The sequence below is a fragment of the Pseudarthrobacter sp. rb genome, assembly GCF_056389225.1.
In genome coordinates, this window is sequence record NZ_JBWJAR010000002.1 from 233,591 (window position 1) to 248,193 (window position 14,603).

Here is a 14,603-nt window from a genome sequence, read left to right on the forward strand (position 1 = left end):
GCGGCAGCACGGAGGATCCTTCTCCCGTGCTGCCGCGCTTTCTGCTTTCACCCGGGGAGTTTAGTAACGTAACCAAGGTGTCCGTATCCCGCACTGAACGACTCCTCAACCTGCTCATTGCCTTGCTGAACACCCGCTACGGGTTGCGCCGCAGCGAGCTGCGCGAGAAGGTCTACCACGACACCTCCGGCAATGACGTCGCCTTCGGGCGGATGTTCGAGCGGGACAAGAACGACCTGAGGGCCATGGGGTTCGAGGTGGAAACCCTGACGGACCTGGGCTGGAGCGAGGATGACCCCGCCACCACCAGGTACCGCATCGGCAAGGAGTCCAGCCGCCTCCCGGACGTCCAGCTGGGGCCGGAAGAGTGGACGGTCCTCCTGCTTGCTTCCCAACTTTGGGAGCGCGCCGCATTGGGGACAGCTGCCCAAAGCGCACTCCGCAAACTCCAGGCATCGGGAAGGCTGGCCGAGGTGGAACTCCCGGCAGGCGTCCAGCCACGGATCAAACCGGCCGGCCAGGCCTTCGACGACATCGTTGCAGCCATGCATGCCCGCCATCCCGTGACTTTCACATACCTGGCCGGAAGCACCGGCAAGGAGGAGGAACGGTCTGTAGAGCCTTGGGGGTTGGGCAGCCGGTTCGGCCAGTGGTACCTCATGGGCTACGACCGGGGCCGAAACGCAGCCAGGCACTTCCGCCTGTCGCGCTTCACGAGCGCCGTGACAACCCTCAGCAGGGAGCAGTACGTCCCGCCCGCCAACTTCAGCATCCGCGCTGAACTGGACCGGTTGCCTGAACTGCCGCTGCGCACCGCCGTCGTGGACGTCAGGCAGGGGCGCCTGCTGGCGCTGCGCAGCCGGGCCGTTGAAGGCGCGCACCACCAGGCGCCCGGCCGGCCTGCCGACGGCGACGACCGAGTGGTCGTGGAATACCGTGATCCGGAGGTCCTCGCCGAAGAGTTGGCCAGCTATGGACCCGATGCCCTGGCAGTGGAGCCCGCGGAGCTGGTGGGAGCAGTGCGGCGCCGGCTGCAGGCCGCTGCCCGCTTCAGCGCTTCGCCCGTCCCCGTCTACTCGTTCCCTGATGCCCGGGCGCGGACGGCCCGGAAGGGAACCTCGGAGGACCAGCTCAAGCGCATGCTGCAGTTGGTCCCGTTCCTGGTCCATAACCAGGGCCTGCACATCCAGGACGTCGCAAAGCACTTTGGCGTCACCCGGGACGAGCTGGAGGCAGACCTCCGGATCCTCATTTGCTCCGGATTGCCCGAGGGGTATCCGGATGACCTGCTCGATATCCAGTGGGAGGATGACCACGTCTTCATCACCCAGGACCTTGACCTGAAGAAGCCGGTCCGGTTTACGGTGGCGGAGGCTTGTGCCCTGCTGACCGGACTTGAGACGCTCAATGGGCTGCCGGACCTGCCGGGCGGCGGCGCCCTGGAATCGGTCACGTTGAAGCTGCTGGCCGCGGCGGGGGAGGAAGGACTCCGTGCTGCCTCCATCGCCGGGCCGCAGGTGGCTCCCGCGGACGCCGCGACCCACGCCACGGTCCGCCAGGCCATCGGGACCGGCGCGCAACTCCGCCTGACCTACCTCTCACCCCAGCGTGACGCGGTCACCGAGCGCGACGTAGACCCGCTCCGGCTGTACTCCCTGGACAACACCTGGTACTTCGAAGCCTGGTGCCATCTGGTGGACGGGCTCCGGAATTTCCGGCTGGACCGGGTCCAGGACGTGCGGCCCAACGGCCGGGCCGCCACGGTGCACGGGCCGCCCGAAGGCGGGGTTCCCGCCAAACTTTTCACTGCGAACGACGACGACACAACAGTCACTGTCCAGCTCACCCGGCAGGGGAGGGGGCTGGCGGATGACTATTACGCGGAGCGCACCGCAGAGTTGCCCGACGGCGGGCTGGTGGCCCAGCTCAGGTTCGGCAACACCGCGTGGCTGCCGATGTTCGTGGCCCAGCACGGCGGTTCGGCCCGGATCCTGGCTCCTGCCGGGCTCGCTGACGCCGCGCGGGACTGGCTTGCGGCATCGCTGGACAGGTACGCCGGATAGACTTCTCAGCATGCCTTGGTGGTCCTGGATTCTCATATGGGTGGCGCTCGTTGCAGTGTCCCTGCTGTTCTATGTCCTGCTGGGCATCCGTCTCTTCCGCCAGTTCATGGCGACCGTCAAGGATCTCAGTGCTGCCGGTGAAAAGCTGGGGCACTTGAATCCCGTCGAAGCGCAGGAATCCGCGGACCAGGAACGGCCGCTTCCGGGTTCCGCCGTTTTTGCCTCACCCGCCGTGATGCGACATGATTACGAGGCATCCAAATCGGCCCGGCGCGAAGACCGCCGCCGCCGGCGAGTGCAGCGCAAAAAGGACCGGGGCCAGCCGCAGGCGCTCGGAGATCTCGACTTCACATAGAAGTAGGATGTATTTAGAGGAAAGGATTTCCCGTGGGAAGACTCTTTGATGGCCCCTGGCCGATCGTAATCATTATCGTCGTTGCTTTGCTTCTCTTCGCGGCCCCCAAGCTTCCGGCCATGGCCCGCAGCCTGGGACAGTCAATGCGGATCATCAAGTCCGAGGTCAAGGAAATGAAGAACGACGGCAAAGCCGAGTCCACCGAAGCCACCGGCCCGGTGGAAGGCACCATCGTGAACCACCCCAAGGCGAAGCCCGGTGAGCCGACAGACGGCACTGACGTTCCGCCGTCGACCCGCGCCTGACCTCCCGTGGCACTGTCGCGGGCCCGTAAAGCCAATCCCGAGGGGCGGATGTCCCTTTGGGAGCACCTCAAGGAGCTGAAGAACCGGCTGATCAAGTCGGCCATCGGCGTCGTCATCGGCGGTATTGGGGGCTGGATACTTTACGATCCGCTGTTGAAGGCACTGGCTGAACCGGTAAACCGGATTTCGAGTGAGACCGGAGGCCTTGCGGCCATCAACTTCGGAACCATCGCGTCGCCTTTTGACTTCAAGCTGCAGATGTCGCTCCTCATCGGGGCGGTCATCTCCAGCCCCATCTGGATCTACCAGCTCTGGGCGTTCATCACGCCCGGGCTGACGTCCAAGGAACGCCGCTACACCCTGGGCTACATGGCCGCTGCCATCCCCCTGTTCCTTGCCGGAATCTGGGTGGGGTGGCTGGTGGTGCCCCAGGTGGTCCACGCCTTGACCCAGTTCACTCCGGAGGGGTCCTCCAGCGTCATCGACGCCCGGACCTACATTGAATTCGTCACCCGCATGGTGCTGATGCTGGGCCTGGCCTTCCTGGTCCCCGTGGTACTGGTCGGCATCAACATGGCGGGCATCGTTTCGGGCCGCACCATCCTGAAGGCCTGGCGCATCACCGTCTTCCTGGTGTTTGTCCTGGCAGCAATCGCAGCGCCGGGTGCTGATGCCATTTCGATGTTCATGCTGGCCGGACCACTGTTGGCGCTCTTCTTTGCAGCGATTGGCATTTGCATCATGAACGACAAACGCCGCGAACGCCGGCAGGCCCGGCAGGTCGAAGAGACCGAGGCCACAGCCGATATCGCCACCCCCGGCAGTGAACTCAAGAAGCTGTAGCGTGCCGCTAGGCTTGGGGTATGTCCTCCACCACCGGACCCTTCTCCACCGGCCCCGTCGATCCTGAAGTTTCTCCAGCCGAGAGATACCGTGCCAGCGCCGAGCGCCGGGCAGAGGCGGCCACGTACCTTGGGTCCTTTATCCGGACCCTCGAGTTCGAACTTGACGATTTTCAACGGCAGGCGTGCCGTTCGCTTCAGGAAGGCAGGGGAGTACTGGTGGCGGCCCCGACCGGAGCCGGGAAGACCATCGTGGGGGAGTTCGCCATCTACCTCGCCCTGCAGCGGGGCCTGAAGGCCTTTTACACCACCCCCATCAAAGCCCTCAGCAACCAGAAATTCACTGAACTCAGCGAAAAGTACGGTGCAGAGAATGTGGGCCTCCTGACCGGCGACACCAGCATCAACGGCGACGCGCAGGTGGTGGTGATGACCACCGAAGTCCTCCGGAACATGCTGTACGCGGATTCTGCCACGTTGGAGGACCTCGGCTACGTGGTCATGGACGAGGTCCACTACCTCGCCGACCGGTTCCGCGGGGCAGTGTGGGAGGAAGTCATCATCCACCTGCCCAGCGAGGTCCAGGTCGCCTCGCTCAGTGCAACCGTCTCCAACGCCGAGGAGTTCGGCGCCTGGCTGGACACCGTCCGCGGGGACACGGACATCATCGTCTCCGAGCACCGGCCGGTGCCGCTGTGGCAGCACGTCATGGTGGGCCGGCAGATCATGGACCTGTTCGCCGGAGAGACCACCTTCGACGAGATCGCCCCGCCCGTCGAGGAAGAGGGCCGGCAGCCTGCCGCGACCGGCAAATCCGTTGACACCGCCAAGGGCCGCGGCTTCGACGTCAACCCGGACCTCCTCACTGTTGCCCGCAGCGAAAGCCAGCAGAGCTTCCGCAGCCGCCCCGGCGCCGGACGCCGCGGCCAGCGTGGCCGCAACGGTTATGACCGCCCGGGCAGGAGCGAAGAAACGGGGGTCCGCCCCGCCAGCCGTCCGCAGGTGATCGCCAGCCTGGACCGGATGGACCTGTTGCCTGCCATCACCTTCATCTTCTCCCGTGCCGGCTGTGAAGCGGCCGTGGCGCAGTGCGTTGGTTCGGGCCTGTGGCTCACCACGGAGAAGGAGCAGCGGATCATCGCCCAGCGGGTGGACGAGGCCGGGCAGGACATCCCGCCGGACGACCTCGACGTCCTGGGCTTTTGGACGTGGCGGGACGGCCTGCTTCGGGGTTTCGCAGCCCACCATGCCGGCATGCTGCCCACCTTCAAGGAAGTGGTGGAAAAGCTTTTCGCCGACGGCCTGGTCAAGGCGGTTTTCGCCACTGAGACCCTCGCCCTGGGTGTCAACATGCCCGCCCGCTCGGTGGTCCTGGAAAAGCTGGACAAGTTCAACGGCGAAGCCCACGTGGACATCACCGCAGGCGAATACACCCAGCTCACCGGCCGGGCCGGGCGGCGCGGCATCGACGTCGAGGGCCACGCCGTGGTGCTGTGGCAGCCGGGGACGGACCCGACGGCGGTGGCGGGCCTGGCGTCGCGGCGGACCTATCCGCTGAACTCCAGTTTCCGGCCCACCTACAACATGAGCATCAACCTCCTGGCACAGTTTGGGCGTGCCAGGGCCCGGGAAATCCTGGAATCGTCCTTTGCCCAGTTCCAGGCCGACCGCTCGGTGGTTGGCCTGGCCAGGCAGGTGCGGAGCCGTGAGGAGTCCCTTGCGGGTTACGCCATGTCCATGACCTGCCACCTTGGCGACTTCACGGAGTATGCCCGGCTGCGCAGGGAGCTTTCCGATGCCGAGAGTGCCACCTCCCGGACCAAGTCGCGGGTTCAGAAGTCACTCAGTGACGACTCCCTGGCCCGCCTCCTGCCCGGGGACGTCGTCAACGTTCCCGGCGGGCGTGCCCCGGGGCCCGCCGTCGTCCTCAGCTCTGACCACAGCAGCCGCGAACCCCGGCCTGCCGTGCTGACCCTGGACAACCAGCTGCGCCGGATAGGAACCGACGACCTGGAAGGACCCATCGCTCCGGTTACCCGCATCCGCATTCCCAAATCCTTCAACGCCAAGGTGCCCAAGTCCCGGCGGGACCTTGCCTCCAGCGCACGGAACGCCCTGCGCGAGAACCGGCCGCCTGCTCCCGGGCAGAACCGCAACCACGATTTCGGCCGCGGAGCTGCCTTTCCCAACCAGGAGCGGCGCATCGCCGAACTGCGCCGGGCCCTCAAGGCACACCCCTGCCACGGGTGCAGCGAACGCGAAGACCATGCCCGGTGGTCGGAGCGGTGGTGGAAGCTGCGGCGTGAAACGGATGGCCTGGTCCGCCAGATCCAGGGCCGCACCAACACGATCGCCAAAACCTTCGACCGGGTGTGCGACGTCCTGTCCGCCTACGGATACCTGGAGGACACCGGTGACGGCCGCCTGAACATCAGCCCGGACGGCCAGCGGCTGCGCCGGATCTACGGCGAGAAGGACTTGCTGATCTCGCAGTCCCTGCGGCTGGGCGCGTTCGATGACCTGGACGCCGCCGAAGTTGCTGCCCTGGCCAGTGTGCTGGTCTACCAGGCCAAACGCGAAGACCGGGGTCTGCGGCCGCGCATGCCCAGCGTCTCCCTGGAGACTTCCGTGGACATCGTGGTCAAGGAATGGTCCGTCCTTGAGGACGTGGAGGAGGAGAACAAGCTTCCGCTGACCGGCGAACCTGAACTGGGACTTGTCTGGCCGCTGTACAAGTGGGCCCGCGGACGCCACCTCCAGGACGTCCTGAGCGGCACCGACCTTGCCGCCGGTGACTTTGTCCGCTGGGTCAAGCAGGTGGTGGACCTGCTTGACCAGCTTGCCAAGATCCCTGGCCTTGATCCGCGCCTGGCACGGCTCTGTGCCGAAGCGATCAACCTGATCCGCCGCGGCGTCGTGGCCTATTCTTCCGTGCTCTAGTCCCACCTCAACCCTTGCCGGCTGCAACCGGCGTGCCCTATCCCAGGAGTCCTGCCTTTATGCCCCGCCCTGATGCCGCACCCCGCAACGCCGACCGTCCCGTCCCGGTGCTGTACCGCAATGGATCCGTCTACACCGCGGCGGACCCGTTCGCCACGGCAATGCTTGTGGATGGGGACACTGTTGCATGGGTTGGATCGGAGCAGGCGGCCTCGTCAATTGCCGACAGCTCCATGGAAGTCATCGACCTCCGCGGCGCCCTGGTTGCGCCGGGCTTCGTTGACTCGCACGTGCACCTGACCGAAACCGGGATCGCCCTGGACTCGCTCCAGCTTGGGACGCTCAAGTCGGCCCGGGAAGTGCTGGACGCAGTCGCCGGGGCCGCCGGGAACGGACCGGTGCTCGGCCACGGCTGGGACGAGGCCACGTGGGCGGACCCCGCCCTGCCCAGTGCAGAAGAACTCGACCGGGCCGCTGGAGGCAGGCCGGTCTATCTCTCCCGGGTGGACATGCACTCGGCGCTGGTGTCAACGTCCCTGGCACAGTCCGCGGACCTTCAGAACCGGGACGGGTACGACGGCGGCGCCAGGGTGACGCGGGCCGCCCACGAGGCAGCACGGCTGGCGACCCGGCAGTTGCCGCAGGATGAGCTGAAGCGGCTCCAGGCCCGGGCCCTGGCGGAAGCGGCCGCCAACGGCTACGTCGCCCTGGCCGAAATGGGCGCACCGCATATCGGCGGCGCCGATGACCTGCGGCTCGCGGCAGCATGGAACGCCTCCGGAACCGGGGAGCCCCGTTTTCCCGAAGTCATGCCGTACTGGGGCGGGCTGGTGTCGTCCGAGGAGCAGGCCCGCGCGCTGGTGGCAGAGCTGGGGGCGGGAGTCCGCGGCCTTGCAGGAGACCTGAACATCGACGGTTCCCTGGGCTCGCGCACCGCCGCCCTGCGCGCCGGTTACAGCGATGCCGGCCAGGAGCGCGGCACCTTGTACTTGAGCGCGGACCAGGCAGCAGCCCACCTTGCCGCCTGCTCCCTTGCCGGGATCCAGGGTGGGTTCCACGTGATTGGTGACGCCGGACTGGATGCTGCGCTGGAAGCGCTGGACCTTGCCGCCAGGGAAGTGGGGGAGCAGCGGGTGCGGGCCGCAGGCCACCGGTTTGAGCATGTGGAGATGGCCGATGCCGAAGCCGTGGCCAGGTTGGCGAACTACTCCGTGACCGTCAGCGCCCAGCCCTCCTTCGACGCTGCCTGGGGCGGCCCCGGTGGCCTCTACGAGCAGCGGCTGGGGAGCCGAAGCCGGTCGATGAATCCGTTCGCCGCGTTCTACTCGGCCGGAGTTCCCGTCTGCTTCGGCAGCGACAGCCCCGTCACGCCCCTGCGTCCCTGGTCGAGCGTGCGCGCCTGCGTGGAACACCACAACCCCGACCAGCGTATTTCTGCGCGGGCAGCCTTCCTGGGCCACACCCGGGCCGGCTGGCGGGCCGCGCGGCACCCAAACCCCATGGCCGGGCAACTGGTGCCCGGGGCTCCCGCGAGTTTTGCCGTGTGGGAGGTGGAGGAGCTGATGGTCCAGGTGGCTGACGGGCGGGTTCAGTCCTGGAGCACCGATCCGCGCGCCAGGACCCCCTTGCTGCCGGCACTGGACACAGGCTCAGACCCGGTATGCCTGCAAACCGTAAAAGACGGTGCCGAACTGTTCGCCAGCCCGGCCCTGCGTTCCTGAGCCGGGAATCCTCCGCCCTATAATGGGGAGTTGCGCCTGCGGCCGGCATGCCCGGCACCAGGTGCACCGACCACTTCCACCAGGAAAGGCCCTCTGTGCGCGTCCTTACGATCATTCCCACCTACAACGAACTGGAATCGCTGCCCAAGACGCTCCAGCGCCTGCGGAAGGCCGTTCCGGCGTCGGACGTGCTGGTGGTCGATGACAACAGCCCTGACGGCACCGGCCAACTTGCCGACGGCTTCGCTGCCGAGGACTCCCAGGTCCACGTCCTGCACCGCAAGGGCAAGGAAGGCCTGGGCGCTGCCTACATCGCCGGTTTCAAGTGGGGCCTGGATGCCGGCTACGACGTCCTGGTGGAAATGGATGCGGACGGTTCCCACCAGCCGGAACAGCTTCCCCAACTGCTTGAAGCCGTGGAACAGGGCGCAGACCTGGCCATGGGCTCGCGCTGGGTCCCCGGCGGCAGCGTGGTCAACTGGCCGCTGTACCGCCAGGCGATCTCCCGGGTGGGCAGCACCTACGCCCGGTTGATGCTGGGCCTGCCGATCCGGGACGTGACCGGCGGATACCGCGCGTTCCGCAGGACCACGCTGGAAAAGCTCAATCTGGACCAGGTGGATTCTGTTGGCTACGGCTTCCAGGTGGACCTCGCCTGGCGTGTCGCCAAACTGGGCCTGCGCATCGAGGAACGCCCCATAACTTTCGTCGAACGGGAACTCGGCGCATCCAAGATGAGCGGCAACATCGTGGTCGAAGCCATGATCAACGTCACCAAATGGGGCCTGGCCGCGCGCTGGAACACGCTGGCCGGAAAGCTGAAGAACAAGCAGGCATAGCCTGCGGGTACTGCCGCTGACGATGTCCGGGCGGTACCAAAAAATGGGGGGCCCCGCACCAAGGTGCGGGGCCGCCCCCATTTTTTGCGGCTGGCCTTATGCCGAGCGGCGCTCTCCGCGGCGTTCGCGCAGGATAGTCAGGCGGTCCTCGAGGATCTGTTCGAGTTCAGGCAGGGAGCGACGTTCCAGCAGCATGTCCCAGTGGGTGCGGACTGCCTTGTCGTTGCTGGTGTCCGGCTTTTCGCCGTCAACCAGGAGCGCTTCCTTACCGGTCTTGGAGACCCACACCGGAGGAATTTCCGCCTCGGAGGAGAACGTGACGAAGACCTGCTCGCCATCCGCGCAACGGTATTCGACCCGCTGGCGCGGAGCCGGCTCAACTCCGGACTCGGTCTCCATGCTCTGCGCACCAAGGCGCATGCCCCGCAGGCTGCGATCGCTCATGTTTTCTCCCTCTGGTCGGTTCGCGGATGAAATCTCCGCGCTAGCCGGTGGCGCCTTGGCACCGCCGGACTACTTTGTGCACTGTGCTGCATCATAGGATTCAACGCATTGCGAAGCTTGGTTGTTCCAGCTGGTAGTCTCCTGCCGGACAAATACCCAATTATACGTTGGTTATCACTGTTGGAACAAAACGGGGAGGGTTTGGCGTCAACCACCAGGCCCTCCCCGTTCTCCCGTTCAGCTTATGGCTGGGCGCGTTCGGTGGGTGCGTCCTGGAAGAGCGGCCCGCCGGCTGTGCCCTCAGCGTTGGTACCTCCGAGGGCGTTGCCAATGCCCTTCAGGGCTTCGCCGACTTCGCTCGGGATGATCCACAGCTTGTTGGCGGAGCCTTCGGCGAGCTTGGGCAGCGTCTGCAGGTACTGGTAGGCCAGCAGTTTCTGGTCCGGGTTTCCCTTGTGGATGGCGTCGAACACCTTCTGGATGGCCTGCGACTCGCCGTCCGCGCGAAGGATGGCAGCCTTGGCTTCGCCCTCTGCGGCCAGGATGGACGCCTGGCGCTGGCCCTCGGCGGTGAGGATGGCCGACTGCTTGGTGCCTTCGGCCGTGAGGATTGCTGCGCGCCGGTCGCGTTCGGCACGCATCTGCTTCTCCATGGAATCCTGGATGGAGTGGGGCGGATCGATGGCCTTCAGTTCCACCCGTGAAACGCGGATGCCCCAACGGCCTGTGGCCTCATCCAGGACGCCGCGCAGCTGTCCATTGATCTGGTCCCGCGACGTGAGGGCTTCCTCCAGGTTGAGGCCACCCACCACGTTGCGCAGGGTGGTGGTGGTGAGCTGTTCCACGGCCTGGATGTAGTTGGCGATTTCATACGTGGCAGCCCGCGGGTCCGTCACCTGGAAGTAGACCACTGTATCGATGGACACCACCAGGTTGTCCTCGGTGATAACAGGCTGCGGCGGAAAGGACACCACTTGTTCACGCAGGTCCAGCAGCGGCAGGAGCCGGTCCACAAAAGGAATCAGGATTGTCAGGCCCGGATTGAGCGTCCGCTGGTACTTGCCGAGCCGTTCAACAACGCCGGCGCGGGCCTGCGGAATGATCCGGACGGACCGGACCAAAACTATGATGACAAAGACGATCAGAACCACCAGCACAATGGCCAGTGCGGTTCCGCCTGCGTTTTCCATACAACTCCTTGTTCCCCAATTGTCAGGCTGTATCAGGCCCGGTGGCCGCCGTGGGCGGTACCGAAACCACTGCTGTGGCGCCGTCAATGGCCGCTACGACCACCGTCTGGCCTGCGGGAAGCACTCCCGCAGCGGATCTCGCACTCCATATATCGCCGCCGATTTTCACCAGGCCGCCGTCGGACGTCACGGCCTCCATCACCACGGCCGGCTCACCGATCAGCCGGTCCACGTTGGTCCGCTGCTCCGAGGGGCTCTTCTTCAGGTGGGACAGTGCCACGGGCCGGACAAAGGCCACCATGAGCAGCGACACGATGCAGAAGATGACTACCTGGAGCCAGGGCTCGGCGCCGGCGAAATCGGCTACCAGTGCGGCGAGCGATCCGCCGCCAAGCATGATGAAAAACAGGTCAAGGGTGATCATCTCGATCACTGCAAACGCCAGGAAAGCCGTGAGCCACAACGCCCACCAGTTTTCCCCAAGCCATTCGAACATTCCTGCTTCCCCCTTCGTCACGGGGGAGCCGCGTCCGCGGACCCGCCAGCAACTGTCTTTTCATCCTAGTCCGCGGACCTGGCCTGTGGGCCGGTTCACAGCGGGTGCCGGGGGATAGTGGCCAAGTCGTTACGGGGCACCGTGGGCAGCAGGCCGAAACACGGAAAGCCTGAATTTTGCGTCGGCTTCCACCGGTTCCGGGGAGTCTTCGAGGCGGGCGGCGATCTGGTCCCGGTCCAGGTGGTGGCCCGCCGGTCCCATGAACGCCAGGTCCGCGGCGGCCGCGCGGCCCAGCTTGAGCGGTATGTCCACGTCAAGGGTCTTTTCGGGCTCGAAGTGCCCGGCCATCGCCTCCGCCAGCCGCTCATCCTTGCCCTCTTCAATGCCAAGCATTCCGGTCACGGCCGCGATGCCCGCCAGGTGTCCGGGCCGCGGCGTCACCACTGCCAGCACGCCCTCCGGGCACAGGACCCGGGCGAACTCGGCGGGGTTCCGCGGTGCGAAGACCACGGTGACCGCGTCCACCGAGTTGTCCGCCACCGGCAGCGGCCGCCAGATGTCCCAGACCAGGTTCACGGCTTCCGGGTTGAGGCGGGCCGCCCGCCGGAGCGCGAATTTCGAGATGTCCAGGCCAATGGCGGACGCCTGCCGCCCCCCGGCAGCTGCAGCATCGAGGATCGCCCGCAGATAGTGTCCGGTCCCCGTTCCCGAGTCCAGCACCACCGCGCCTTCCGGCCGCAGGACGGGTACGACGGCGGAGGCCAGGGCCTGCTGCAGCGGCCCGTAGTGCCCGTTCCCCAGGAAGGCGTACCGTGACGCCACCATCGCGGCGCTGTCCGGTTCAAAGGGTGTGCCTTTGCCTACCAGCAGGTTGAAGTAGCCCTGGCGGGCGGCGTCGAAGCTGTGCCCGGACGGGCACACCAGGCGCGGCTGGCGCGTTGCCTCCGCTTCCAGGTACTCCAGCGGATGTGAGCAGACGGGGCACAGGAGGGGAAGGTCCGCGGAAGGCATGGGAACCAGTTTAGGGCGGGCTGGGCATTCAGCCCCGCCGGCCCTGCATGCGGAGGGAAGCGGTGGCCGTCAGCCGAGGGAGATCCCCGCAGGCCCGTCGTCGAAACCCAGCCCTTCCCGTGCCTTGTCAATGCCCGCCTCTGCCCAGTGCGCTGCGTATTCGGCGTTGCTGCTCAAAGACCGAAGCTGGGCACGGTCTATGTACAGGATGCCGTCGAGGTGGTCCGTCTCATGCTGCACGATACGCGCCTGCCAGCCGGAGAACTCACGCCGCTCCGCCGCGCCGTCGGGTGTTACGTACTCCAGCAGCACGGCCTCGGGACGCGCCACCACCGCCTGCAGCCCGTTGAGGGAAAGACAGCCCTCGTAGAACGACGCGTGTTCCTGCCCAAGCGGCGTGTAGCGGGGGTTGAGGATGGCCAGGAAATCCAGCGGGCTCCGGTTGCGCAGGGCAGCGGCAGCGGGATCGATGTCGAACTGGTCCTCCAGGACAGCGAGCCGCAGGGGGATGCCCAGCTGCGGCGCGGCGAGACCCACGCCGGGGGCTTCGTGCATGACCTGGCGCATGATCCCGATCAGGCGGCCCAGCTGGTCCTCTGACAGCTGACCGTCGAAGTCCGCGGCGCGCTGGCGGAGCGCCGGGTGTCCGGCCTGGACGATGGGCGGGAGCGATCCGGCGGACAGGATCCGCTCAACAAGCTCACGGATCTGGCCGGCGCCGGCGGTGGTCGGGGGAACAGTCTGGGTCATGGGGACAGCCTACTGGCGGACGGCGTGCGGGGACGTTGGGTAGGGTCTACTGCATGGCTGAAGATCCCCTCCCTGCAGCGTCGCCGCTGGAACACGTCCTTGAATTCATCCGGGTCCTTGAAGCGGGCGGCGGGGCGGCGGACATACGGCCGTTCCTCTCTGAACAGTTCGTGCTGACGGAGGCACCGCACCTGTTGGCCCCGGAAGGCTCCACGCGGACGCTGGCGGCGGTGCTTGCCGGCGCTGACCAGAGCCGCGACGTCGTGAAGGACCAGCAGTTCACTGTCCGGCGGACCACTTGTGAAGGCGGCAGGGTGGCGGTGGAGGCGGATTGGTCTGCCACGGTGCTGATGGATCTGCGGTATTGGGACCGCGGCGAAACAATCCGGGCCAGGACCTCGTCCGTCTTTGAGGTCAGCAACGGCGTGATCGTAAGCCAGGACAGCTACGACTGCTACTTCCGGTAACGCGGCAACCGGTCTGTGGTGCGGCGGCTAGTTCATGGTGAAACGCCTGGCGGCCCACTGGTTCACCGCCGGAATAGCGGCAGCCGCGGCAACGCCGGCGGTACGGATCCGCAGGAGCGGGCCCGGCAGCGGCCTGCCCAGCATCATGTTGAATTCGGCCTGCCGGCGGGCCAGGACGGCAGCCTGCCGCCGGCTCTGATCGAATTGCCTGAGTTGAGCGCCCGTGGGTTCCCCAGCCAGTGCCGCGCACGCCACCGGCACCAGGTCCCGGGCGCCCAGCCAACCGAGGTTCATGCCCTGGCCACCAATGGGGCTGATCTCGTGGGCGGCATCACCGAGCAGCACCGTCCGTCCGTCGACCGTCCTTTGGGCGATCCCGGACTGCACATTGAAGGCGCTGAGCATGGAGTTCGTGGCCGGATCCGGGCGAATCCCGGTCCTTTGGTGCACCAGCTCCGCAAGGTGGCCGGACCCTGCCTCCGGTCCGGCCGGCGCGCCCAGGCGCACCACCCAGCGCCGGACGCCACCGGGCAGCGGGAAGGACTCAACGATTCCGTCCGGCTCAAGGAACAGGACGGCTTTGTCCCCGAAGTCCGTGCCGTCGTCGAAATCCCCCATGAGGTAGTGGTCGGGGTACGTTTTCCGGACCACCGGGACCCCGAGCGCATCCCGCAGCCGTGACCGGGCACCGTCGGCCAGGACCAGCAAAGCCCCCGTCACGCTGCGGCCGGGACGCGTGGCACCCGCGCCGGCATCCACCGCGACGGTGACCTTGCCGCTGTCGTCCCTGACGCCGGTGACTTTCGCACCCCTGACAATTGCCCCGGGGTCCAGAGCGAGGACGCGCTCTTCCAGGAGCTGCTCCGTCCTGAACTGCGGGAGTGCCAGCACGAACGGAAAGTCCCTGGAGACGTCGTCGAACGCCATGGTGCCCACCGTCTTCCCGCGGCTGACCGCCAGGCCGGACCGGATGCGGACACCCTCCTCCACCATGGCAGAGGCCACGTGCACCGCGGCCAGTGCCTCCAGGGCCGGCGGGTGGATGCCGATGGCCCGGGTATGCCGGTTCCGCGACTGCCGTTGCTCAAAGACTCTTACCGAAACGCCTTCCTGCAGCAGGGCGGCCGCCAGGTACAGGCCAACGGGACCACCGCCGGCGATCAGGACATCGGCATCCATC

At 66.6% G+C, this 14,603-nt stretch carries 14 protein-coding genes; 8 read left to right on the forward strand and 6 right to left on the reverse strand.

Features of this window, described 5'->3' with window-relative positions; genetic code table 11:
- Positions 1–77: 77 nt before the first annotated feature.
- The 7 genes from ACWRN3_RS03785 to ACWRN3_RS03815 all read left to right on the forward strand — a co-directional run bounded on the left by ACWRN3_RS03785 (position 78) and on the right by ACWRN3_RS03815 (position 9,065).
- Positions 78–2,063 carry a helix-turn-helix transcriptional regulator gene (locus tag ACWRN3_RS03785; protein ID WP_476739907.1) on the forward strand — a complete coding sequence of 662 codons (1,986 nt, stop codon included), beginning with the start codon at positions 78–80 and terminating at the stop codon, positions 2,061–2,063.
- A gap of 10 nt (positions 2,064–2,073) precedes the next feature.
- Positions 2,074–2,418 (forward strand): hypothetical protein, encoded by a 345-nt coding sequence (locus ACWRN3_RS03790; RefSeq protein ID WP_255172248.1) that lies wholly within the window; start codon positions 2,074–2,076, stop codon positions 2,416–2,418.
- Positions 2,419–2,450: 32 nt separating this feature from the next.
- Entirely contained in the window at positions 2,451–2,723 is a 273-nt protein-coding gene (gene tatA, locus ACWRN3_RS03795) for a Sec-independent protein translocase subunit TatA (RefSeq protein ID WP_255172249.1), read from the forward strand.
- Between the two features lie 48 nt (positions 2,724–2,771).
- On the forward strand, positions 2,772–3,566 hold the full coding sequence (gene tatC, locus ACWRN3_RS03800) for a twin-arginine translocase subunit TatC (RefSeq protein WP_224026104.1): 795 nt from the start codon (positions 2,772–2,774) through the stop codon (positions 3,564–3,566).
- 20 nt (positions 3,567–3,586) lie between these two features.
- Entirely contained in the window at positions 3,587–6,505 is a 2,919-nt protein-coding gene (locus ACWRN3_RS03805) for a DEAD/DEAH box helicase (protein WP_476739908.1), read from the forward strand.
- Between the two features lie 59 nt (positions 6,506–6,564).
- A complete protein-coding gene (locus ACWRN3_RS03810; protein WP_476739909.1) occupies positions 6,565–8,226 on the forward strand; it encodes an amidohydrolase in 1,662 nt (553 codons plus the stop codon).
- Between the two features lie 95 nt (positions 8,227–8,321).
- Positions 8,322–9,065, forward strand: coding sequence for a polyprenol monophosphomannose synthase (locus ACWRN3_RS03815; protein WP_159631973.1), 744 nt, complete (start codon positions 8,322–8,324; stop codon positions 9,063–9,065).
- Positions 9,066–9,161: 96 nt separating this feature from the next.
- Here the strand turns inward: ACWRN3_RS03815 and ACWRN3_RS03820 are convergent, their stop codons facing one another.
- From ACWRN3_RS03820 to ACWRN3_RS03840, 5 genes are all read right to left on the reverse strand, one after another.
- Positions 9,162–9,509, reverse strand: a complete 348-nt coding sequence (locus tag ACWRN3_RS03820) for an RNA polymerase-binding protein RbpA (RefSeq protein WP_026266052.1) — start codon at positions 9,507–9,509, stop codon at positions 9,162–9,164.
- Between the two features lie 242 nt (positions 9,510–9,751).
- Complete coding sequence (locus ACWRN3_RS03825) at positions 9,752–10,699, reverse strand: SPFH domain-containing protein (protein WP_307490708.1); 948 nt, start codon at positions 10,697–10,699, stop codon at positions 9,752–9,754.
- 22 nt (positions 10,700–10,721) lie between these two features.
- Complete coding sequence (locus tag ACWRN3_RS03830; RefSeq protein ID WP_476739910.1) at positions 10,722–11,195, reverse strand: NfeD family protein; 474 nt, start codon at positions 11,193–11,195, stop codon at positions 10,722–10,724.
- A 129-nt stretch (positions 11,196–11,324) separates the two neighbouring features.
- On the reverse strand, positions 11,325–12,206 hold the full coding sequence (locus ACWRN3_RS03835; protein WP_476739911.1) for a putative RNA methyltransferase: 882 nt from the start codon (positions 12,204–12,206) through the stop codon (positions 11,325–11,327).
- Positions 12,207–12,275: 69 nt separating this feature from the next.
- The gene (locus ACWRN3_RS03840) at positions 12,276–12,956 is read right to left on the reverse strand and encodes a peptide deformylase (protein ID WP_255172256.1); all 681 of its coding nucleotides are present in this window, start codon (positions 12,954–12,956) and stop codon (positions 12,276–12,278) included.
- Between the two features lie 53 nt (positions 12,957–13,009).
- Between ACWRN3_RS03840 and ACWRN3_RS03845 the strand changes: the two genes are divergently transcribed.
- Positions 13,010–13,423, forward strand: coding sequence for a nuclear transport factor 2 family protein (locus ACWRN3_RS03845; RefSeq protein ID WP_324641995.1), 414 nt, complete (start codon positions 13,010–13,012; stop codon positions 13,421–13,423).
- Positions 13,424–13,450: 27 nt separating this feature from the next.
- Here ACWRN3_RS03845 and ACWRN3_RS03850 read toward each other — a convergent pair whose 3' ends face one another.
- The gene (locus ACWRN3_RS03850; protein WP_476739912.1) at positions 13,451–14,602 is read right to left on the reverse strand and encodes an FAD-dependent oxidoreductase; all 1,152 of its coding nucleotides are present in this window, start codon (positions 14,600–14,602) and stop codon (positions 13,451–13,453) included.
- Position 14,603 lies beyond the last annotated feature (1 nt).